This window comes from Clostridium pasteurianum DSM 525 = ATCC 6013 (genome assembly GCF_000807255.1).
Classification (GTDB): domain Bacteria; phylum Bacillota; class Clostridia; order Clostridiales; family Clostridiaceae; genus Clostridium_I; species Clostridium_I pasteurianum.
The window spans coordinates 1,432,990-1,455,042 of the sequence record NZ_CP009268.1 but is presented as its reverse complement, the minus strand read 5'-3'; the positions used below and the strand labels follow the sequence as shown (position 1 = coordinate 1,455,042).

Sequence of the window (22,053 nt, the reverse complement as noted above, 5' to 3'; positions counted from 1 at the left end):
GAGAAAGAATATTCAGTACTAATGAGTATTTTGAAATATTAAATGATTTATATGATTACATGGTGGCAAAATTAAAAGCCTCACAAACTTAGTATTTGTAAGGCTTTAGTGGTGCACCCAGGGGGAGTCGAACCCTCGACCTTCAGATTCGAAGTCTGCAACTCTATCCAACTGAGCTATGGGTGCATAAAATAAAAATAAAACTCAAACTTAAAAACAAGAGTTTAAAGTAAGAGCTTTTTTAATCAAATAGTTTTATTTGGAGCGGGTGAAGGGAATCGAACCCTCGTAACCAGCTTGGAAGGCTGGCACTCTACCATTGAGTTACACCCGCTTGGTGGTCGGGGTGACAGGGATTGAACCTGCGACCTCATGGTCCCAAACCACGCGCGCTCCCATCTGCGCCACACCCCGATATTTAAAATTAAATTGGTGCGTCTTCAGGGACTCGAACCCTGGGCACCCTGATTAAGAGTCAGGTGCTCTACCAACTGAGCTAAAAACGCATTTTATTTATCAAGCAAAAATTCAATATGATTAATTCATGTCCAAACTTCATACAAAAACTTAATTATGGAGCGGAAGACGAGATTCGAACTCGCGACGTTCACCTTGGCAAGGTGACGCTCTACCACTGAGCCACTCCCGCTTATGATAAACTTCACTAGAATCTAAAATCAATCATAGTTATTAACAATGTATACCAACTAAAATTGGTGCAGGTGAAGGGAGTCGAACCCCCATGCCGTAGGCGCTAGATCCTAAGTCTAGTGCGTCTGCCAATTCCGCCACACCTGCATCATTGGTGGCTTACCGGGGAATCGAACCCCGGACAACATGATTAAAAGTCATGTGCTCTACCAACTGAGCTAGTAAACCATATTTAATTAAATTGGCTGGGATGGCAGGATTCGAACCTACGAATGCAGCAGTCAAAGTGCTGTGTCTTACCGCTTGACGACATCCCAAGATTATGGGGTGAATAAAGGGACTCGAACCCTTGACAACCAGTACCACAAACTGGCGCTCTACCAACTGAACTATATTCACCATATGGTGCGTCTTAAGGGATTCGAACCCCTGGCCCACGCCTTAGAAGGGCGTTGCTCTATCCAGCTGAGCTAAAGACGCATCTTTTGGAGCGGGTGAAGGGAATCGAACCCTCGTAACCAGCTTGGAAGGCTGGCACTCTACCATTGAGTTACACCCGCATATATTGGAGCGGAAGACGAGATTCGAACTCGCGACGTTCACCTTGGCAAGGTGACGCTCTACCACTGAGCCACTCCCGCTTACAAACTAATAAGATTACTTAAATCATAAATCCAAATAATTTTCTAACTAAATACTTAATAATTTAAATTATTGTGTAATAAATAAACTTCTTCATAATATAATTATTAATATATACCAACTAAAATTGGTGCAGGTGAAGGGAGTCGAACCCCCATGCCGTAGGCGCTAGATCCTAAGTCTAGTGCGTCTGCCAATTCCGCCACACCTGCATCATTGGTGGCTTACCGGGGAATCGAACCCCGGACAACATGATTAAAAGTCATGTGCTCTACCAACTGAGCTAGTAAACCATATTTAATTAAATTGGCTGGGATGGCAGGATTCGAACCTACGAATGCAGCAGTCAAAGTGCTGTGTCTTACCGCTTGACGACATCCCAAGATTATGGGGTGAATAAAGGGACTCGAACCCTTGACAACCAGTACCACAAACTGGCGCTCTACCAACTGAACTATATTCACCATATGGTGCGCCTTCAGGGACTCGAACCCTGGGCACCCTGATTAAGAGTCAGGTGCTCTACCAACTGAGCTAAAAGCGCATTTTCTTTTTAATGGTGCGTCTTAAGGGATTCGAACCCCTGGCCCACGCCTTAGAAGGGCGTTGCTCTATCCAGCTGAGCTAAAGACGCATCTTTTGGAGCGGGTGAAGGGAATCGAACCCTCGTAACCAGCTTGGAAGGCTGGCACTCTACCATTGAGTTACACCCGCTTGGTGGTCGGGGTGACAGGGATTGAACCTGCGACCTCATGGTCCCAAACCACGCGCGCTCCCATCTGCGCCACACCCCGATAAGCTAATGTATTTTAGTAAATTTATCATGTCACCGCTTGACGACAAAAATTATTCTACACTAAGATGAAGTATTCGTCAAGAGTTTTTTCATTTTTTTTTATAAGTTTTTTATATTATACTTTATATTTCCATCAACAATCTCTATAAATGCTATGCTATTCTTGCCATTTCTCGGCATGGAAACACTTCCAGGATTAATAAACAATATACCATCCTCTTCAGCAGATATAGCTATATGAGTATGCCCGAATAAGACGATATCTGCTCCTGTTTCCAAGGCCTTATATTTAAGATTCATTAAACTGCTTTTTACATTATACCTATGTCCATGTGTCAAAAAAAACTTTTTCCCTTCTATTATTTCAATTTTTTCACTAGGTACATCAGTATAGTCACAATTACCGCTTACATTTATTATTTTGCCTTTGTAATACTGTTTTATTTCCCCTACATCCTCTACATTATCTCCTAAATGCATTATAATATCACAATCTTTTGTATACTTACAGGCCTCTTTTATATATCCATTTATTCTATGTGTATCGCTTAATACTCCTATTAACATAAAGAACTCCTTTTATAACTGATTTTTTAATTTATATTTTCACCTGACTAACTTGGCGTAAGTCTCCCACGCACTCTGTACAGCCCTCACACAAAATCAAAAAAAGATTTTGGTTCTCTGCTTTTCTTCAAGTGGGAGTTCGACGCCAAGTAAACCATGCATTTGTAGTTCTAAAATTCAGATGGCGTAAAAGAATACCCACCTGAATTAAGAACTTGCTTCAACTGATTTAATGCTCTTCCTCTATGACTTATACTATTTTTTTCGCTGCTAGTCATTTCGGCAAAAGTTTTTTTTATTTCAGGTATGTAAAACAATGGATCATATCCAAATCCATCTTTTCCCCTCCTATCTTCAAGTATAATCCCCTCTACCTGCTCCTGTACCTTAATTTCTTCATAATTATCCATGATAAGTACTAAGGCACATACAAATCTTGCCTTTCTATCTCCTTTACCTTTTCCCTTTAACATACTAATTAATTTTTCATTGTTCTTTTCATCATTTCCATGTTCTCCTGAAAATCTTGCGGATAATACTCCAGGAGCTCCATTTAAAGCATCTACCATGAGCCCTGAATCATCCGCAAGTACCATATAACCTTTAGTAATATTATATATTTCTTTAGCTTTTTTATAGGCATTTTCCATAAAAGTGCTGCCATCTTCTACTACATCAATATCTATCTGGAGATCTTTTAATGAAAATACTTCTAATTGAAAGTTCTTAAGAATTTCTTTTATTTCTTTTATTTTACCTTGATTATTGCTTGCAACTATAAGTTTATTCATATTTTATATTTCCCCTCCTGTTCCAATCCAAAGTGCATCGTTTTTTAAACTTCGTTTTTGTATTTGAATCATTTTCTTTACACCAATTTCAGCTAAATCAATTAATTCATTCATATCTTTTCTTGAAAAGGGATTCTGCTCTCCAGTCCCCTGTATCTCCACGAACTGTCCATCATCAGTCATTATGATATTCATATCTACCTGAGCATTGGAATCTTCTTCATAACACAAATCTAAAAGTTTTTCATTGTTTACTATTCCAACACTTACAGCACTTAAATATTTTCTTATAGGATAAATCTTAAAATCCTTTTTTTTATGTAATTTATTAATCGCTTCTACTATAGCTATAAAAGCCCCTGTAATAGCTGTAGTTCTAGTACCTCCATCTGCCTGAATAACATCACAATCAACCCAAAGTGTCTTTTCTCCAAGAGCCTTAAGATCCACCACAGACCTTAAAGTTCGCCCTATAAGCCTCTGTATCTCCACAGTTCTTCCATCTATTTTCCCCTTAGTTATATCTCTCATTTTACGAATTTGAGTTGCCCTTGGCAGCATACTGTACTCACAGGTAATCCATCCTTCTCCTTTACCTCTTAAAAACAAAGGTACCTTTTCCTCAATAGAAACATTACATATAACCTTAGTATCTCCTACCTCAATATATACTGATCCATCAGCATATTTAGTATAGTTTCTTACTATATTAACTGGTCTTATTTGATCAAATTTCCTTCCGTCAAAACGCATAAAAACCTCCACAATATCAGTTGTCAATTAATCTGTTATTTCATTATTTTAAATAATTCATCACTATCTGGAGGATCAACTTCTTCCTCTTTTCCATCTTTTATAATGATATTTTTATCCTCAGTAATATTGCCAATTATTACAGATTCTATGTTGTTTTTCTTCAATAAATCCACCAATTTATTTCCATCTTTACAAGTTACAAGCATACTTCCTGAAGATATAAATCTTAAAGGATCTATATTAAATTTCTTGCACACTTTTCTGGTTACTTCACTTATAGGCATAAAATCATAACAAATTTTAAAGCCACAATTACTGGCTTTAGACACTTCCCAAAGTGCTCCTAAAACTCCACCTTCTGTTATGTCATGCATACTGTTGACTCCAGCTCTTCCGCAAATTCTTCCCTCATCTACTACACTTATACTTTCTATATAACCTCTAGCCTCTTTTATTTCTTCCTCTGTAAGTATATTTATTAATTCATCTTCTTTATGACTTACAGCTATAAAAGTACCTTCCATTCCAAGTTTTTTAGTGATAATTATATCATCTCCAGGCTTTGCATCAGCTGTAGATACAGAAGAATTTTTCCTTCCCTTTCCTAAAACTGTACAGGATACTATCATTCTATTTACAGCACTAGTTACTTCTGTATGTCCCCCTAGTATCTCTAAATTTAGTTTTTTGCACTCTTCACTTATTTCCTCCATAACATTCTTTATATCTATAAGTGTTGAACTTTCTGGAGCCATTATAGTTACAAGTATTCCTAGAGGTTCAACTCCAGCAGAAGCAATATCATTACAATTAATGTGTACTGCAAGTTTCCCAAGTCCCTTTTCCGCTCCAGTTATGGGATCTGTAGATACTACACATTCAAAGTCTCCAAATTCTATAACACTGCAATCTTCACCAATGCCCCCTCTAATTCTTACGTCTTCTCTCTTTATTCCTCTATTGTTATCGATTATCTTCTGCAATTCATAAGAATCCAGCTTTCCAACCTTCATAAAAATCTTCCTTTCTAAAAAAATATACACAATCATAATCAGTATTTCATATAATGCTATATAGGATTACTTTTAGGCGGTGTTTATTTTGAGATATATAGGACCATTTTTAAAAATTAATTCTTTAAATAAAGAAAATATAAAAAATCAATTGTTTCACCTTGCTAAAGAAAGTGAAAAAATAATTGTGTTTTATTCTAAATTTGGTATCTCAACTTATACTAAAGAATTTAGGCACAAAATTATTCCCAATAATGATATTAGCACATTTAATTCATTTTCTCCACTTTTATGTGTATATAAAAAAGGAGATTGTGAACTGGAATTTTCCGATAACAAAGCAAGATGGATGGAAGACAAATTTAAGAGAGAAATACCCATATCCAGCAATGCCTTTATGACATTATCTATACTTGAATTATCTAAATATTATAGAGGCCTTGAAACTATTCATTCAGATAAATCGAATTTAGGCTCTATATACACAGAGCTTGGAAGAAAACAATTGGAATTCTATGCAACCAATCTTAGAAATTTTGAGGGTGTTTTTGTAGATAAAAAAGATATATCTGATTCATCTGATTCTGAATTAAAACTTGAAGAAAAGTCTTCTAAATTCAATTTTTCAGATCAAGCATTATTAATGTCTGCTTTTTACAGCTGTTCTCAGCTTTCTAATGATAAAGATTCCATCCAATTTAAGAATTTTTCATTAGATATATTAAATATGCTTGAGGGATACAAAGGGGATATATATAATTTATCTTCAGAAGAAATTTTAAAGGTTTGTTTAGCTTTAAATGTATTTTATGATTACTCTCGTAATAAAAGTTCTCTAGCTCTTCTTCTGGATTTATATGATTATGTATTAGAAAAACTAGAATCTAAAGCAGAGGATGAGGAAGAAACTCCAGACATAAATATACAATGTCTATGCTGTATAAACTCATCACTTATATATAAACATACCGGATTTTTTAATTACAAAAAGAATGTTAGAGAAATTTTGGAAAGGCTTAAGCAAACATATAATTCTGAAAATCATATATTTGTAAAAGATAAAGATAAAAAGGAAACAAACTATAGTTCTGAAGAAATACTATTGTATGTTGTAAGTACATTAGTATCTTCTGCTGAGGATGAAAATGATAATATTATTTCTAACATATTTAAACGTCAAATTATTGAATCTGGAATTATTAACAGCTGGCCTGATGTTCCTAGTTTAGGCAATCCTGAAAGATATAAAAATTTTTCTCTTAATTCCGAAGATTTGTTGAATGAACAGAACTTTAAAATGCCTACTATACCAACACCGGAAACCTCAGAAACAGCCCCTGTATTTTTAAAATCTATAACTTATAATAAAAAAAAGAATACCTTTACTAAATCTAAAAATAGCTTTTACAGTAATCAAAACATGTTTTTATTCTTTTTATTTATATATCTTTTTAAACCTACTTATAAAATAGCTTCAGTTAGATCATCTAAAGAAGAATCCATTAAATATAGTTCTAAAACATCTTCTAAAAATTCTAATAAACAATATGTTAAATTTAATGAAAATAACAATTCTCATCATAACAAAAACAATAAAAATAAGCATACTAAGAACAACAATATGCCAAAGGAAAATAATTCTAATTTAAAAACTTCTTAGTATAATCTTTTGAGTATCCTATTTTCATAACATAGATATCTCTAATAAAACTAATAAAAAATTTAGACAATATTCACTTATTATATAAAAGAGGCTACGCTGTATTGCATAAAAATGCAGTGTAACGCAGCTCTTTTATTACTTATTAATCTATTTTTCCTGAAGCTTTTCTATTAACACATTCCCAAATTCATTTAAATTTAAGCTCTGTACAGAGGTTTTAGAACATGCTATAGTATTTTTAGAATATAGAGGAATTACAGGTATTCTATTTTTTAATTCCTCTATACATTTATTATATACCTCATATTTTTTATTTAAGTCTTCAGCAACATTTCCAGTATATATTAGATCATCATAGGCAATATCTTTAAATCCATATATATTATAAGGAGAATTAGACTTCCATATTTCTAGAAAGGACATAATATTATTATAATTTATATTGTAATCACCTAAATACATATCATAATTATTATTCTTTATAACTTCATTTATATCCTTTAAGCTATAACCTTTAAGTTGAAATTTCACATTACCTATTGCTCCCGTATCACTGTTACTTCCTTCATTAGATATAGTATAATTTATCATCTTAATAATATTCTCGCATACTTTTTTATTGGTATCATTATCCACATATACAAATCTTATTACATTATTTTTATTATAATTGCTCTCTTTAAAATATTTTAAGGCTTCACTTTTATTGTAATTATCAACTTTACTGTTATCTATTGGTGAAGAGTTCATTTCTCTAGGTAAATATGATGTCAAAGCTTCCCCATAATCCCCTACTACATTATCTATTAATTCATTTCTATCCATAGATAACTGCACGGCTTTTCTAAAATTATAATTTGAAACTGCAGTATTGCTATTAAAATTAAAAAATAATCCTTTAACCGAAAGCTTTGGAAAAATAGCAGCTTCTCCTTTAGATTTTAATCTATCTACCTCTGTTGAAGGTGGATTCAAGAATATATCCAAATTGTTATAAGTTTCAAAATCAGCCAAGGAATATGCACTTCCATTTTTATTTGTAGTCAGTACAATCTGATTACTTTTAACGTCACTCTTAAATACATAATTCTTATTTTTATTTAAAAGTATATTACCATTGCCTTCTATATTTTTAATGAAAAAGGCTCCTGAATACTTTATATATTTATAATTCTTTTTCCAATTTATAATATTACTATCAATTTTTCTAAGACCATACATAGGCTGAGTTAATAATTGTAAAAAATGTGGACTTGGATAGTTCAATCTTATTTGAAGTATATTATCTTTCGGTGCCGTAATGGCAACTGCTGAAAAGTCCTTATTATGATCTATAAAATCCGAAACTCCATAAATACATTTGAGCTCATACCTGTATACACTATCATAATCCTGTGACAATATATCTTTAAAAAAATCTACAAAGTCCTGAGCTGTAATAGGGCTGCCATCATTCCATTTTATATTATCTTTTAATGCAAAGGTATATACAAGTCCATCCTTTGAAATATCACAGCTTTTTGCTAGTGCATAACCTATACCATCCTTGCTATTTTCCTTTTCATATACTAATCCTTGAAATAACACTCTCTCAATATCTCTAACTCTTAAAACATCCATATCTGTCTTGCTTAAATCCTCTGGCAAACTTCCTATATCGTACATTAAATATCTATTATTTTGATTAATTGTATTTATATCCTCTTTTTTTTCTACACATCCAGAAAATATTATTGAAATTATGATGATAATCAAAATTATACTTAAATATCTCTTTAAAATTTTCATACACACGTACCCTTATAAACATATTTTTAATTGATTTAATAGCACATTTGAAGCAAGCTCTTAATTCAGGTGAAATTCATAACTAAAACATATCATATTAATGATTATTAACATTTATTGCCTATAGTAAACAATTTTTTAGATGAATTATCCAGGAACCTGTAGCTGCTATTCCCACCTTATAGAAAAGCAGACAAAAATAGTCCTGAAAATTTTTATAAATCTTATTCTCAGGACTTTTTAGTATATTATATTAAATTTTATTATTTTTTAACTAATATTTTTTTATCTCTTCATTTATAAGTTTATTTACAATTTGAGGATTTGCCTTCCCTTTAGTTTCTTTCATAACAAGACCTACAAGAAATCCTAAAACTCTCTTTCTTCCATTTTTATAATCCTCTATAGTTTTACCATTATTATCTAATACGCTTTTAACTACTTTAAAAATCTCATCTTCATTACTATTTTGAATCAATCCCTTTTCCTCAATAATAACTTTAGGATTTTTACCTGTATTAAACATGTCAACTATAATTTTTTTACCTATAGCGTTAGATATAGTTCCCCCATTTATAAGTTTTATAAGCTCAGCTAATTGCTTTGGAGTAAATTTCAAATTTTCTACCCATACAGCATTTTCCTTCATTATTTTGGATATATCACCCATAAGCCAATTTGATGAAGCTTTTGCATCTTCACTTAATACAGCAGTTTCTTCAAAGAATTCTGCCATAGACATTGTAAGGGTAAGAACCTTGGCATCATATTTAGGAATTTTAAACTCATTAACAAATCTTACTTCTTTCTCATAAGGAAGCTCAGGTATTGTCTCTCTGATTTCTTCTATCCATTTATCATCTATATTTAATGTAACAAGATCTCCTTCTGGAAAATATCTATAATCATTGGCAAATTCTTTACTTCTCATTATAGTAGTTATATTGTTATTATCATCCCATCTTCTTGTGTCCTGAGTAAGCTTCTCTCCCTTTTCTAGGGCAACTATCTGCCTTTCAGTTTCATAGTTTAATGCCTTTTCTAATGCTTTAAAGGAGTTCATATTCTTTATTTCTGTCCTAACACCAAATTTATCTGATCCCTTTTCCATAACAGATATATTGGCATCACATCTTAAAGATCCTTCTTCCATTTTACAATCAGAAACCCCTATACATGAAAGTATACTCTTTAGTTTTTCAAGATATTGAACTGCTTCTTTTGGACTTCTAAGATCTGGTTTAGATACTATTTCAGCTAGAGGTACCCCCGCTCTGTTAAAATCAACTAAAGTACCTACGCCAGTATGTAAAAGCTTACCTGCATCTTCTTCTATGTGTATTCTCTCTATTCCTATTTTTTTAATGCTTTCATCTTCCAATTCAATTTCAATATATCCCTCTGTACAAAGTGGTAATTCATCTTGAGTTATCTGATAATTTTTAGGACAATCAGGATAAAAATAATTTTTTCTATCCATTCTTCCATATTTTGTTATGGAGCAATTTAAAGCAAGACCTGCTTTAATCCCATACTCCACTACTTTCTTATTTAAATGTGGAAGTGCACCAGGAAGTCCCAAACATACAGGACAAACATGGGTATTAGGCTGTCCTCCAAATTCTGTTGTACATCCACAATATATTTTAGTTTTTGTTGAAAGTTCCGTATGAACTTCAAGCCCTATTACAACTTCATATTCCATTTTATTCACCTTCCTTATTCAACTAAAGCCTTTTTCTCATTCCACTGTGCAGATGCTTCATAGCTATAGGCAAAATTAAATAAAACATCTTCTCTGAAATAATTTCCTATAAATTGCAATCCTACTGGCAAATCATTTACAAATCCGCAAGGCACAGATATAGCTGGAAGTCCTGCTATATTTACTGGAACTGTATAAACATCTGACAGATACATGGAAACTACATCTTTAGTCTTTTCTCCAAATCTGAATGCAGTTGTGGGTGATGTAGGCGAAACTAATACATCAAATTCCTTAAATGTTTTTTCAAATTCCTGCTTTATAAGATTTCTAACCTTTAAAGCTTTTTTATAGTAAGCATCATAATAACCTGCTGATAGTGCATATGTACCTAACATTATTCTTCTTTTAACTTCTTTACCAAAACCTTCACTTCTTGATTTAGAATATATATCTACAGCATCTTGTGCCTCTTTGGATCTATGACCAAATCTTATACCATCAAATCTAGCTAAATTTGATGAAGCTTCTGCAGAGGATATTATATAATAAGCTGCCAGTGCATATTCTGTCAATGGAAGTGAACATCTTTTAACTTCAGCACCATTGTCCTCTAAAACTTTTATTGCTTCTTCTATGCTCTTTCTTACATTGTCATCAAGTCCATCACCAAAATATTCTTCAGGTATGCCTATCTTCTTTCCCTTTATATCTTTTACCAGACTTTTTTTATAATTCTGTACAGCTATATTAACTGTAGTAAAATCTCTGTTATCCACTCCTGCAATATTCTGAGTTAAAAGTGCACAGTCTTCTACATCTCTTCCTATAGTTCCAACCTGATCCAAAGTTGATCCAAAAGCTACCACGCCATATCTTGATATTCTTCCATAAGTAGGCTTAAGTCCAACCACTCCACAAAAGGAAGAAGGCTGTCTCACTGAACCACCGGTTTCAGTACCCAAGGATATAGGTGCTTCAAAAGCTGCAACAGAGGCTGCCGATGCTCCTGAGGAACCACCTGGAACAAATTCATTATTCCAAGGATTTACCACTTTCTTATATCCACTGTTTTCATTTGAAGATCCCATGGCAAACTCATCCATATTGAGTTTCCCAAGTATTATTCCATTTGCTTCCTTTATCTTTTGTGTAACTGTAGAATCATACGGAGATATATACCCTTCTAATATTTTTGATGCACAGGTATTTTGCATACCCTTTACACTTATATTATCCTTTACAGCTACTGGAACTCCTCCTAATCCATCAAGTACTTCTCCCTTTGCAATTCTCTCATCCAGCTTTTTAGCTTCACTTAATGCCTCTTCTTCTGCCTTGTATAAATACGCTCCTATTTTATCATCAGTCTCGTCTATTCTATTTAAAAAGGAATTAGTTACTTCCTCCACCTTGACTTCTTTATTTTTTATTAAATCTTTTAACTCATGGGCCTTAAGTTTATGTAATTCCATATTTTTACCTCCATTATTATCTTTAAGCTACATCTAAAAATAATACAATAATTAAACACCATACTATTCTATTATCTTAGGAACCATTATATATTCTTCTAATTTTTGAGGCGCATTATTTAAAACTTCTTTAAGTTCCATTGAAGCTTCTATTTCATCTTCTCTAAATTTATTCTCAATATAATAAGGATTAACAATTATATCTGTGTTTTCTGTATCTAATTCATTTAACTTCTCTACATACTCTAAAACTTTATTTAGGTCTTTTATTAATTCTTCTTTTTCTTCTTCATTAAAACTAAGTCTTGCAAGTTCTGCAACATATTCTACATCTTTTTTTGAAACTGACATGGTACCCCTCTCTTTCTTAAAGCTTTAATTACTTTTTATACAATGACTAATATCTTTAAGCTGAAGCAGCCAGATACTCTGTAATTTAATGTTTCCATTTATCTTACCATATTACCAAATTAAATTATACAATATATTATTGTATAATCTCAAATATTTTAAACAAAATTATTAATAACAAATAAGGTTACCTTACAGGTAACCCTTAATTTCAAAACTGATAAATTTATTATTTTAGGTAAAATTATCTTAAAACTTGTAACTATTATATACTAGAAAGTTTAAAAATTCAAATTATTTTTTCTAAGAAAATAAAAAAGCCTACACAGGCTGTAATTAAAATCTATTTACAACTAAATGTATTCGGCATAAAATAAATTTTAACCTGACTTACGCCAAGTAAGCCATGCATTTGCAGTTCTAAAATTCAGATGGGGTAAAAGAATCTTCACCTGAATTAAGAACTTGCTTCAATTACAGCTTATGTAGAATAAATTTTTACATATTTAAAATACTCCTATGTACATAAAATATACAGCTCCCATTGCAATAAGTGTACAAGAAACTGAATATAGAAGATTTTGTGTTCTCTCTTTCTTGTCAATAAACATTCTAATTGCCCAAATTATCATTGTCAATGCCATGCATAGCTGAAATGTACTATAGGAATCAAAATAGCTTATCTGGCGAACAAATAAATATGTTGTAAGTAATGTAAAGGTTAAAGTAAGCATTGTTAATAAAACAAACACCCAACCAATAAGGTTTATTGCTTTCTTCATTTTATTTCCTCCTATTTTACTATCACCATAATATTAATTGATTTTTTTATTATTGTAAATGTTTTTTTATCAATATACAGTTACTAATTATTTAATAATTTGTAAAAACTTTCTTCAGTTATTATTTCAACCTTTAATTCTAATGCCTTATCATATTTAGATCCTGGATTTTTACCTGCCAATACAAAATCCGTTTTTTTACTGACGCTGCCAGATACCTTCGCTCCTAAGGATTCTATTTTTTCCTTTATTTCACTTCTGCTGAAATTTTCTAAAGTACCTGTTACCACTACCGTTTTACCCAAAAATGGGTTATCTTTAACTGTATCTTCTTCATAATAAGGCGTTACTCCAACTGAAATCAGTTCTTGTATTGTATTTATTATTTTATCCTCATTAAAAAATTCTAAAACACTTTTAGCAACTATTTCTCCTATATCCTGTATGGAAATTAATTCCTCATAGGTACAACTCATTACTTCTTCCAGAGTTTTAAATTTTTTGACTATATCTTTTGCAGTTTTTTTACCTACATTTGCTATACCAAGGGCATATATGAAAGATGACAATTCGCAATTTTTACTTTTTTCTATAGCTTTTACAAGCTTTTCTGCCTTTTTCTCCGCAAACTTATCTAAGTCCAAAAGATCTTCCTTTTTTATTCTATACAGATCTGTTATAGATTTTATATCTCTTTTTTCAAATAACTGTTCTGCAGTTTTTTCATTAAAGCCTTCTATATTCATAGCTTCTCTGCTGGCAAAATGTACTATACTTTTTACCAGCTGGGGCTTACAGGATAATGTATTTTCACAGAAATAATGTACGCCATCTTGTACAAGCTCACTGCCACAATAAGGACACATTTTTGGAGGCATTATCTCCTGCTGATCATCACGTTCTGACGCTACTCCCATTATTTCTGGAATAACATCATTGGATCTCCTTACAAAAACATTACTTCCTATTTTTATACCCTTTCTCTGTATGTCGTCCATATTATTAAGAGTGGCTCTTTTTACTGTAGCTCCTGCAAGCTCTACTGGTTGAAGTATAGCTGTAGGAGTCACTCTTCCACTTCTTCCCACATTCCATTCTACAGAAAGAAGTTTAGTAGTAGCTTCTTCAGCTTCAAACTTGAAAGCTATTGCCCATTTTGGAAATTTAACTGTATATCCCATCAATTCTCTGGTTCTCATATCATCTATAACAATAACTGCACCATCTATATCATAGCTTAAAGTTTCTCTTAAATTCCTCACAATCTCTATTTCTCTCTTTACTTCTTCCAAATTAGAACATTCTCCCATGTATTCATCTACAGGAAATTTTTTTTCAATTAGAAAATTTAGCATTTCTTTATAGCTTTTAAAAGGTTCACCTTCATTATAGCCCACATCATAAAAGAAGGCAGAAAGTCTTCTTCTAGCTGTCTCTTTTACATTTAAATTTCTTAGAGCACCAGCAGCTCCATTTCTAAGATTTTTAAGAGGAGCTGCTGCTGATTTATTATATTCATTAAAAGCTTCCTTAGTCATTATGGCTTCACCATGAACTTCAATTAAAGCATTATTTTTAATTTTCAGTGGAATAGATTTTATGGTTTTTACCTGTTGGGTTACATCTTCTCCTATTTCACCAGTTCCCCTTGTAGCAGCCTTTACTAGAATGCCATTGTTATCATAAGTACAATTTACAGTTAATCCATCAAACTTTTTAGTTACAATATATTTTATAGGAGGCAACTTCTCCTCATTTAAATTATTATAATTGTTGATAAACTTTACATTCCTATTATGCCATTCTTCCAGCGCATTAAAGGATTGAGCTTTATCAAGGCTCCAGAGTCTCGCTATATGTGTATATTTTTGGAACTCCGGCAATACCACATCCCCTACTCTCAGGGTTGGTGAATAAGGATAAACTGTACCGGTTTCCTTCTCCAAAGTTAGAAGTTCATCATATTTCATATCATATTCTCTATCAGAAACACTAGGATTATCCTTTGTATAATATTCATAGGAATACTTATTTAATTCTTCTATAAGATCTTCCATTCTCTTTAATTTATCCTTCATATCTAAAAATTACTCCATTCATGTTATTTAGCAGAAAAAAATAAGTATAATCTGCAAAAGCTATATTACAATAAAATATATGCTTAATTTAAAGAAATCTTGTTAATTTTTTATATTATTTGTAAAGGTGCTAAGTCCAATCTTAGATTTTTTATCCCCATATTTTTAAAAGCTATAGTTAAATTTACGTTTCCATCTTTCTTGCTGACGGCTACAATGGTTCCTTCTCCAAATTTAGAATGTTTTACTTTTCTGCCTGCTGTAGCTTCATCTTCACTAAGTACTTTTATCTCTTTCTTTTCTGAAATTCCATTAGATTTCAATATACTTTCAGTATATTGTGTAGAAAATCCCTTGTCAAACACTCTATTTTTTGGTGGTATATCCTTGTTAAAGGAAAATCTGCTGTTATCATTTTTGTTTAAATTATTACTTCCTAAAAACTTGTTAAAGGCATTTCCTTTTCTTACATCTATATTCACATATTCCTTTAATTCTTTTGGAATTTCTGCTATAAAATCAGATTCAGCATAGCCAACAGTCCTTCCAAAAATTTTTCTCGTCTGTGCTGAAGTCATATATAATTCTTCCTTGGCTCTTGTAATACCTACATAGGCTAGTCTTCTTGATTCTTCCATTTCAGTAAAGTCTGACAAAGATGCTGCTCCAGGGAAAATACCATTTTCCATTCCCACCATAAACACTACTGGAAATTCTAGTCCTTTAGCACTGTGAACCGTCATCATCACAACAGAGTCTGATTCTTCATCATAATTATCCACATCTGCAACTAAAGCTGTCTTTTCCAGAAAAGCCGAAAGAGACTTATCCTCTGAGTTATTTTCAAAATCCACAGCAGCAGAAACCAATTCTTGAAGATTCTCTATTCTTGTTTCATCTTGCAAATCATTGGATTTCTTCAATTCCTGCAGATATCCTGTTTGTCCAAGAAGTTCTTCAATTAACGTAGAAACTTTTATCTCATCTTTTCTTATAACAAAGCTATTTATTATACTTATAAATTTATTTATAGAAGAGACATTTCGTGCAGTAAGTCCTGGTATATTTTGTATATCTAATAGACAACTATAAAGGCATTCTTCAATTTCATTGGCAAACTTTTCAATTTTGTCTACAGTAGTAGCTCCTATACCTCTTTTAGGTACATTTATAATTCTCTTTAAACTTATATTATCTAGTGGATTGGATATAAGCTTAAGATAAGCCATTATATCTTTAATTTCTTTTCTATCATAGAATTTTAATCCACCAATTATTCTATAGGGAATATGCCTTTTCATAAATATGTCTTCAAATAATCTTGATTGAGCATTAGTTCTATAGAGTACAGCAAAGTCCTTATAGGTTCTATCTCCTGAATCCATAGCCTTTTTTATCTCGTTAGCCACAAATTCCACTTCTTCCATATCCGAGTAACTTCTATACAGTTTTATCTTACTTCCATCTTCATTTCTGGTTCTAAGTAGTTTAAAATGCTCATGAGGATTGTTTTTAATGACCCCATTGGCTGCTTTTAGTATATTTGCCTTTGATCTATAGTTTTCTTCCAGTTTTATTACTTTAGCATCCCTATAGTCCTTTTCAAAGTCAAGTATATTTCTTATATCTGCTCCTCTCCATCCGTATATGCATTGATCATCATCTCCCACCACGCATATATTCTTATGTTCTTTTGCTAGTAGTCTTGCCAATTCATACTGAGCTTTATTTGTATCTTGATATTCATCTATCATTATGTATCTAAATTTTCTCTGGTAAAATTGCAGTACGTCTTCTTGTTTCTTAAATAATTCAACAGTTTTAAATATTAAATCATCAAAGTCTAAAGCATTGTTTTCTTTAAGTTTCTTCTGATACAAAAGATAAACCTCTGCAATCCTATTTAATTTAAAGTTATTCTCATTCTTTCTTTTGTATTCTTGTGCAGATACTAAATTGTCCTTCTGAGCTCCTATTTTAGATATTATTTCTTTATCAGTTATATCCTTATCGTTGATACCAACTTCTTTTATGCATTGATTTATTAAAGTTTTTTGATCTGCACTATCATATATTGTAAAATTTTTATTGTATCCAATTTTATCTATTTCTCTTCTAAGTATTCTCACACAGGTGGAATGAAATGTTGATACCCACATATTATCAGCTTCACTGCCCACAAGAGCGCGGACTCTTTCCTTCATTTCCTGAGCCGCCTTATTAGTAAAAGTTATAGCTAATATTTGTGATGGATAGACATTCAAATTTTCAATCATATTAGCAATTCTATAAGTAAGAACTCTAGTTTTACCTGATCCTGCTCCTGCTAATACCAGTACAGGTCCATCTACTGCTGTTGCCGCCTCATATTGTTCTTTATTTAATAGTTTTTTTAAATCCATTTTGCTTCCTCCCGTTTCTAATACTCATAATAAATTTATTTATTATAAAGCACTTAACTCCTAAAAGATCTCATATAATTGTAAATTATTGAGAATATTTAATTGACTATTATTTATTATATCATTTAGAATATGTATTTAAACATTCAATTCATATAAATATGAAACCTATTAATCAAGAAAGGTATACACCTTTCCAACACAAAGAAAAGGTCCACTGCATACTTCTTCAGCAAACCCCTTTACTATGTAAAATTACTCTTCACCTTTATCATTATTGCCCTGCTTTTCTGATTCTATTATTCCTAGTTTTTTTAGTACTAATGCATATCCATCACTACCATAATTAAGACATCTGTTAACCCGGCTTATAGTAGCAGTACTGGCTCCTGTAGCTTCCCCTATATTTGTATAGGTTTGCTTTTGTACCAGCCTTTTAGCAACCTGAAGCCTTTGCTCAATAGCTTTAACTTCATTGATTGTACATATGTCTTCAAAAAATCTGTAACAATCTTCTCTTGTTTCCAAACTTAAAATAGCATCACAAAGGAAATTCATATTTTCACTTTCAAGTTTTGATTCATACTTTGTCATTTAATTCACCTCTCCAGAAAGACATTAAATAAATCAAATTTCTTTTAAAATTTTTCACCTGACTAACTTAGCGTAAGTCTCCCTCGCACTCTATACAGCGATTCACACAAAATCAAAAACAAGATTTTGGTTCTCTGCTTGCACGCTGCGAAAGCGACCAAATACAAAATAAATTTTGTTTTGTCTGCTTTTCTTCAAGTGGAAGTTCAACGCCAAGTAAGTCATGCATTTGCAGTTCTAAAATTCAGATGGGGTAAAAGAATCCCCACCTGAATTAAGAACTTGCTTCAATTCTCCTTCAGTTAGTTCTCTATAGTCTCCTTCTTTTATACTTTCATCTAAATGAATTCTACCAAAACTAACTCTCTTTAAATATACAACTTTTTTATTTCTTGCTAAAAACATTCGTTTAACCTGATGAAATTTTCCTTCCTGAATAGTTACCATAACTCTAGAGCCATTGGAATCTACATTAAGTATATCAAGTTTTGCAGGCATGCACTTATATCCATCATCTATCTCTATTCCATCTTCAAAAGCCCTTATATCCTCTTCGTCAACAACTTTATCAATTTCTGCATAGTATACCTTATTCACATGCCACTTAGGTGAAATCATTTTATGATTTAAATCACCATCATTGGTTAAAATAAGGAGTCCTACAGTATCCTTATCAAGTCTTCCTACAGGAAAAGGATTAAATGAAGCATGATATTCTTCAAGAAGATCTATCACAGTCTCATCATAATTGTCAAAAGTAGCAGAAACTACTCCAGCAGGCTTATTCATCATTAAGTAAATATGCTTTTTATATATCAGAGTCTCTCCCTTAACAGTTATATTATTTTCTTTTACATCTACTTGTATATTAGATGATTTTACTTTTTTTCCGTCTACTTCTATGAGACCACTTTTAATTAACTTTTTCACATCTTTTCTAGAACCATATCCAGAATTAGCCAATATCTTATCTAATCTTTCCATTATAAAAATTCACGTCCTAAGCATTTTTGTAATATTGCGAAACCTTAGCTACATAATTCTGAGTTTCACTTGGGAGTTTATTTATATTTTCTCCACTTTTTTGTACCGCCCCAGGACCTGCATTATAGGCCGCAAGTGCCATTTTATAATTTCCAAAAGTATCTAACATTTGTTTTAGATATTTTGTACCTCCATCTACATTCTCACCTACATCATAGGCATTTTCAACTCCCAGTTCCCGTGCAGTACCAGGCATAAGCTGCATAAGTCCCATAGCTCCTGCATTTGATGTAGAACTTGGATTAAAAGATGATTCTTGTTTTATAACTGCTAATATAAGTTTTTTATCAACTCCATATTTTTTAGAAGCTCTATCCACTGCTTCATCTATAGTTAAATTATTATTACTCACATCTTTCTTCACATCTTCACTTATAATGCTGTTATAGGGAATTGATGATATATTTGAATTATCCAATTTTGTACCAGCACCATAGCCTAGTTTACTCAAATCACTATCACCTAAAAAATTCAATTTATTGATATCAATTTTTCCGGTATTATCTTTAGTTGAATCCAGCATACTTTGCATAAGTATATCAAACATACTCTGCTGAGTACTATCTTCGCCATCTATAGAATTGCTCTGAGCTATGCTTTTAAGCATTTGATTCATAAGTTCATATTGTAACATACCAGTAATATCATTTGTTTGCATACTACCACCCTCAAAATTAATTTGTACTATAACTATTATCTAAGTAGTTCACTATCATCTATATAGAATATATAAATCTTCATACAATTAACAGTTTATTTAATAAAATAACTAGCCTGTATGCTAGTTATTTATTTTAACATTTTTAATTACTCTTCCATTATACTAATAATATTATTATTTTTCTACATCAAATCCTAATATAGCATAATCTTCATAAGAAGATTTATTAAGCTGACTTTTACTTAAAACCAATAGCTTATAATTTCCTTCCATAAATGGCATAAAAGTATAAAAATTTTTTCTACTATATTTTTGTACCAAACTCCATTCTCCCTGTTCCATTAAATAGAATTCATAGGCTACTTCCTCCCCACCTTCACTGCTTACATTAAAAGTAACTCCTTCATTAATTTTTGGATGAAGCTTGTCGCACTCTATTGTAGTATTAGTTACAGGTAGACTATCATGTATTATAATCTTTATAGATTTTTTACAATCAAATTTTCTATCGCTTTTTCTATTTTTAGCAAATATATCAATATTATAAATTCCTGCACATTTAGGATTTAATGTATACTGAGATACTTGTTCATAATTTGTTTCTTCTACTTTACGATTATTAATTCTCAGTACATATTTATTCAAAATATCTCTGGTATTTTCCGCTATAACTGTAATTTCTATCTTATTGCCAACCATATAATAATCATTGGCAGGTATCAGTATATAGTCTATATTGGCAGGTATATAATCAAAGGCTTCTACATAGACAATATAAGAACAATCATATTCCTTCTCTGAAAATTTATCCTTTACCCTTACCTCTATTTCATACACTCCTGACTTTTCTGGAGTGTAGTTTACCCAATTACAGTGGCCATATTCTATCCTTTCAAGTTCTTTATCTCCACTTCTTACAATAAAAGCATATTTAAGTTCTATTCCTCCTTCTGCTATAACCTCTATATTTATTGTATCTCCAATGAGCATTTTAGTCTTTTTGTCAGTGATTACTTCCTTAATAGTTACAGGATCTCTGCGTTCTTCATCTATTAAAAATTCAATTTCAGCCTTATCTTCATAATTTTCTTCAAAGGAAGCATCTTTTACAAATAAAGTTATTTTGTACTCACCTGCTACTTTAGGTTTCCAACTAAAGTTATTATTTCTTATGTATCCTGTATCCTGATTAAAATTACCATTTATTGTAAATCTATACAAAAGCTCTTTGCCTCCTTCAGCTAAAACTTTGAAGTTTATTTCCTGGCCTACTGTTTGAGGAGATATCACATCACAAGTGAAATTTTTAATTATTACAGGTTTATATTTTTTTATTTTATATAAAATTAAGGCTCTATCATCATATTCCTTTGGTGAATACATATCTTTAACCAGACATAGAAGCTTGAATTCTCCATAATCTTTTTCTATGTAACTTACTACTCTCTTTGTAGAATAATTCTGTATACACTCTGCCTTTCCCTCTGAATTTATTTTTACAAATTTATATAATATCAATCTACTGTCATCATGTTCAACATCCACTTGAAATATCATTTCATTATCCATAAAAAGCTCTTCTGTAAGACATCTAAAATCCTTAATATGTATGTCTTTTATAGGCAGCACATTAAACTCAACACTTTTCATATCATCAAATTTTTCCTTTGAATCTATAAGCTTGCAATTAACTACAATTTCCTGTCTTCCTATCTTTGTAACAGTCCAAGTTATCATGTTTTCTGCACTATAATCTTTTAAAAGACGCCATTTTCCATTTTCAACAATAGAATATCTAAATAAAATTCCCGTTCTTACGGTTTCAACCTTAGCTGTTATTTTCTCTCCCACTGTTAACTCTCTTCTGTCCAAAGTTACAGATTTTATAATATTTTTTTCAACTTCTCCAATGACATAATCAGCTTTTCCTAAATAACTAAAAGGTTTTTTTTCATTTTCTACCTTTGCTTGAACTATAATAGTATATATACCATCTTCTGCTGGTTTCCAAATAGCGCTAGTATCTCTGGAAAATTCTTTCAAGGTTGTCCATTTGCCGTTTAAACCTATACAATATTTATATAATAAATTTTCTTCTATTTTGTTTTTTATGGAAATGATTATCTCACTATTTACTTTTTGAGGGCTTTCATTACTAAAATTAATTTCAAGTTCATTCATATATCTTCATCCCCTGTTTTAAGAATATCCTTTTTACATTATACTATGATTCCATTATTTGTAACAAGGTTTTTATTTACATTTTTCTAATTATCTAATATTATAAATTAATA

General features: G+C 31.6%; 16 protein-coding genes and 20 tRNA genes. 1 reads left to right on the top strand and 35 read right to left on the bottom strand.

Annotation, left to right across the window (positions count from 1 at the left end):
- Positions 1–109 precede the first annotated feature (109 nt).
- The 24 genes from CLPA_RS06610 to CLPA_RS06495 form a co-directional block, all read right to left on the bottom strand.
- Positions 110–186, bottom strand: a tRNA-Arg gene (locus CLPA_RS06610).
- 74 nt (positions 187–260) lie between these two features.
- A tRNA-Gly gene (locus tag CLPA_RS06605) sits at positions 261–334 on the bottom strand.
- 4 nt (positions 335–338) lie between these two features.
- Positions 339–414, bottom strand: a tRNA-Pro gene (locus tag CLPA_RS06600).
- A 16-nt stretch (positions 415–430) separates the two neighbouring features.
- Positions 431–506 (bottom strand) — tRNA-Lys (locus tag CLPA_RS06595).
- Between the two features lie 68 nt (positions 507–574).
- Positions 575–649: transfer RNA gene (locus CLPA_RS06590), tRNA-Gly, on the bottom strand.
- A gap of 65 nt (positions 650–714) precedes the next feature.
- Positions 715–798: transfer RNA gene (locus CLPA_RS06585), tRNA-Leu, on the bottom strand.
- A gap of 5 nt (positions 799–803) precedes the next feature.
- Positions 804–879, bottom strand: a tRNA-Lys gene (locus tag CLPA_RS06580).
- A gap of 14 nt (positions 880–893) precedes the next feature.
- A tRNA-Gln gene (locus tag CLPA_RS06575) sits at positions 894–968 on the bottom strand.
- Between the two features lie 6 nt (positions 969–974).
- Positions 975–1,050 (bottom strand) — tRNA-His (locus CLPA_RS06570).
- Positions 1,051–1,054: 4 nt separating this feature from the next.
- A tRNA-Arg gene (locus tag CLPA_RS06565) sits at positions 1,055–1,131 on the bottom strand.
- 6 nt (positions 1,132–1,137) lie between these two features.
- Positions 1,138–1,211 (bottom strand) — tRNA-Gly (locus CLPA_RS06560).
- Between the two features lie 6 nt (positions 1,212–1,217).
- Positions 1,218–1,292 (bottom strand) — tRNA-Gly (locus CLPA_RS06555).
- A gap of 129 nt (positions 1,293–1,421) precedes the next feature.
- Positions 1,422–1,505 (bottom strand) — tRNA-Leu (locus CLPA_RS06550).
- A gap of 5 nt (positions 1,506–1,510) precedes the next feature.
- A tRNA-Lys gene (locus CLPA_RS06545) sits at positions 1,511–1,586 on the bottom strand.
- A gap of 14 nt (positions 1,587–1,600) precedes the next feature.
- Positions 1,601–1,675 (bottom strand) — tRNA-Gln (locus tag CLPA_RS06540).
- A 6-nt stretch (positions 1,676–1,681) separates the two neighbouring features.
- A tRNA-His gene (locus tag CLPA_RS06535) sits at positions 1,682–1,757 on the bottom strand.
- A gap of 4 nt (positions 1,758–1,761) precedes the next feature.
- A tRNA-Lys gene (locus CLPA_RS06530) sits at positions 1,762–1,837 on the bottom strand.
- Between the two features lie 13 nt (positions 1,838–1,850).
- Positions 1,851–1,927, bottom strand: a tRNA-Arg gene (locus CLPA_RS06525).
- Between the two features lie 6 nt (positions 1,928–1,933).
- Positions 1,934–2,007 (bottom strand) — tRNA-Gly (locus CLPA_RS06520).
- A gap of 4 nt (positions 2,008–2,011) precedes the next feature.
- Positions 2,012–2,087, bottom strand: a tRNA-Pro gene (locus CLPA_RS06515).
- Between the two features lie 101 nt (positions 2,088–2,188).
- A complete protein-coding gene (locus tag CLPA_RS06510) occupies positions 2,189–2,656 on the bottom strand; it encodes a metallophosphoesterase (RefSeq protein WP_003446290.1) in 468 nt (155 codons plus the stop codon).
- Between the two features lie 170 nt (positions 2,657–2,826).
- A complete protein-coding gene (locus CLPA_RS06505) occupies positions 2,827–3,447 on the bottom strand; it encodes an XTP/dITP diphosphatase (RefSeq protein WP_003446289.1) in 621 nt (206 codons plus the stop codon).
- 3 nt (positions 3,448–3,450) lie between these two features.
- Positions 3,451–4,200: a ribonuclease PH gene (rph, locus tag CLPA_RS06500; RefSeq protein ID WP_003446288.1), complete on the bottom strand. Its 750-nt coding sequence runs from the start codon at positions 4,198–4,200 to the stop codon at positions 3,451–3,453.
- Between the two features lie 35 nt (positions 4,201–4,235).
- Positions 4,236–5,216 (bottom strand): AIR synthase family protein, encoded by a 981-nt coding sequence (locus CLPA_RS06495; protein WP_003446287.1) that lies wholly within the window; start codon positions 5,214–5,216, stop codon positions 4,236–4,238.
- Positions 5,217–5,304: 88 nt separating this feature from the next.
- Between CLPA_RS06495 and CLPA_RS06490 the strand changes: the two genes are divergently transcribed.
- Complete coding sequence (locus tag CLPA_RS06490; protein ID WP_003446286.1) at positions 5,305–6,876, top strand: hypothetical protein; 1,572 nt, start codon at positions 5,305–5,307, stop codon at positions 6,874–6,876.
- Positions 6,877–7,026: 150 nt separating this feature from the next.
- Here CLPA_RS06490 and CLPA_RS06485 read toward each other — a convergent pair whose 3' ends face one another.
- From CLPA_RS06485 to CLPA_RS06435, 11 genes are all read right to left on the bottom strand, one after another.
- On the bottom strand, positions 7,027–8,667 hold the full coding sequence (locus CLPA_RS06485) for a peptide ABC transporter substrate-binding protein (protein WP_003446285.1): 1,641 nt from the start codon (positions 8,665–8,667) through the stop codon (positions 7,027–7,029).
- A 274-nt stretch (positions 8,668–8,941) separates the two neighbouring features.
- On the bottom strand, positions 8,942–10,372 hold the full coding sequence (gatB, locus tag CLPA_RS06480) for an Asp-tRNA(Asn)/Glu-tRNA(Gln) amidotransferase subunit GatB (RefSeq protein ID WP_003446284.1): 1,431 nt from the start codon (positions 10,370–10,372) through the stop codon (positions 8,942–8,944).
- Between the two features lie 14 nt (positions 10,373–10,386).
- Positions 10,387–11,847: an Asp-tRNA(Asn)/Glu-tRNA(Gln) amidotransferase subunit GatA gene (gene gatA / locus CLPA_RS06475; protein ID WP_003446274.1), complete on the bottom strand. Its 1,461-nt coding sequence runs from the start codon at positions 11,845–11,847 to the stop codon at positions 10,387–10,389.
- Positions 11,848–11,910: 63 nt separating this feature from the next.
- Positions 11,911–12,198 carry an Asp-tRNA(Asn)/Glu-tRNA(Gln) amidotransferase subunit GatC gene (gene gatC / locus CLPA_RS06470; RefSeq protein WP_003446272.1) on the bottom strand — a complete coding sequence of 96 codons (288 nt, stop codon included), beginning with the start codon at positions 12,196–12,198 and terminating at the stop codon, positions 11,911–11,913.
- A 506-nt stretch (positions 12,199–12,704) separates the two neighbouring features.
- Entirely contained in the window at positions 12,705–12,980 is a 276-nt protein-coding gene (locus tag CLPA_RS06465; protein ID WP_003446271.1) for a hypothetical protein, read from the bottom strand.
- Between the two features lie 83 nt (positions 12,981–13,063).
- Positions 13,064–15,058, bottom strand: coding sequence for an NAD-dependent DNA ligase LigA (ligA, locus tag CLPA_RS06460; RefSeq protein WP_003446270.1), 1,995 nt, complete (start codon positions 15,056–15,058; stop codon positions 13,064–13,066).
- 110 nt (positions 15,059–15,168) lie between these two features.
- Positions 15,169–17,460 carry a DNA helicase PcrA gene (gene pcrA / locus CLPA_RS06455; protein ID WP_003446269.1) on the bottom strand — a complete coding sequence of 764 codons (2,292 nt, stop codon included), beginning with the start codon at positions 17,458–17,460 and terminating at the stop codon, positions 15,169–15,171.
- Positions 17,461–17,715: 255 nt separating this feature from the next.
- Complete coding sequence (locus CLPA_RS06450) at positions 17,716–18,054, bottom strand: YerC/YecD family TrpR-related protein (RefSeq protein ID WP_003446268.1); 339 nt, start codon at positions 18,052–18,054, stop codon at positions 17,716–17,718.
- Positions 18,055–18,291: 237 nt separating this feature from the next.
- On the bottom strand, positions 18,292–19,038 hold the full coding sequence (locus CLPA_RS06445) for a pseudouridine synthase (protein WP_003446267.1): 747 nt from the start codon (positions 19,036–19,038) through the stop codon (positions 18,292–18,294).
- A gap of 16 nt (positions 19,039–19,054) precedes the next feature.
- Positions 19,055–19,756, bottom strand: coding sequence for a lytic transglycosylase domain-containing protein (locus tag CLPA_RS06440; RefSeq protein WP_003446266.1), 702 nt, complete (start codon positions 19,754–19,756; stop codon positions 19,055–19,057).
- 177 nt (positions 19,757–19,933) lie between these two features.
- Entirely contained in the window at positions 19,934–21,940 is a 2,007-nt protein-coding gene (locus tag CLPA_RS06435) for a triple tyrosine motif-containing protein (RefSeq protein WP_003446264.1), read from the bottom strand.
- Between the last annotated feature and the right edge of the window lie 113 nt (positions 21,941–22,053).

Bases quoted from the DNA above. Each gene is read 5' to 3' on its own strand.
- CLPA_RS06510 (WP_003446290.1), bottom strand. From the start codon at position 2,656: ATGTTAATAGGAGTATTAAGCGATACACATAGAATAAATGGATATATA.
- CLPA_RS06505 (WP_003446289.1), bottom strand. From the start codon at position 3,447: ATGAATAAACTTATAGTTGCAAGCAATAATCAAGGTAAAATAAAAGAA.
- rph (WP_003446288.1), bottom strand. From the start codon at position 4,200: ATGCGTTTTGACGGAAGGAAATTTGATCAAATAAGACCAGTTAATATA.
- CLPA_RS06495 (WP_003446287.1), bottom strand. From the start codon at position 5,216: ATGAAGGTTGGAAAGCTGGATTCTTATGAATTGCAGAAGATAATCGAT.
- CLPA_RS06485 (WP_003446285.1), bottom strand. From the start codon at position 8,667: ATGAAAATTTTAAAGAGATATTTAAGTATAATTTTGATTATCATCATA.
- gatB (WP_003446284.1), bottom strand. From the start codon at position 10,372: ATGGAATATGAAGTTGTAATAGGGCTTGAAGTTCATACGGAACTTTCA.
- gatA (WP_003446274.1), bottom strand. From the start codon at position 11,847: ATGGAATTACATAAACTTAAGGCCCATGAGTTAAAAGATTTAATAAAA.
- gatC (WP_003446272.1), bottom strand. From the start codon at position 12,198: ATGTCAGTTTCAAAAAAAGATGTAGAATATGTTGCAGAACTTGCAAGA.
- CLPA_RS06465 (WP_003446271.1), bottom strand. From the start codon at position 12,980: ATGAAGAAAGCAATAAACCTTATTGGTTGGGTGTTTGTTTTATTAACA.
- ligA (WP_003446270.1), bottom strand. From the start codon at position 15,058: ATGAAGGATAAATTAAAGAGAATGGAAGATCTTATAGAAGAATTAAAT.
- pcrA (WP_003446269.1), bottom strand. From the start codon at position 17,460: ATGGATTTAAAAAAACTATTAAATAAAGAACAATATGAGGCGGCAACA.
- CLPA_RS06450 (WP_003446268.1), bottom strand. From the start codon at position 18,054: ATGACAAAGTATGAATCAAAACTTGAAAGTGAAAATATGAATTTCCTT.
- CLPA_RS06445 (WP_003446267.1), bottom strand. From the start codon at position 19,038: ATGGAAAGATTAGATAAGATATTGGCTAATTCTGGATATGGTTCTAGA.
- CLPA_RS06440 (WP_003446266.1), bottom strand. From the start codon at position 19,756: ATGCAAACAAATGATATTACTGGTATGTTACAATATGAACTTATGAAT.
- CLPA_RS06435 (WP_003446264.1), bottom strand. From the start codon at position 21,940: ATGAATGAACTTGAAATTAATTTTAGTAATGAAAGCCCTCAAAAAGTA.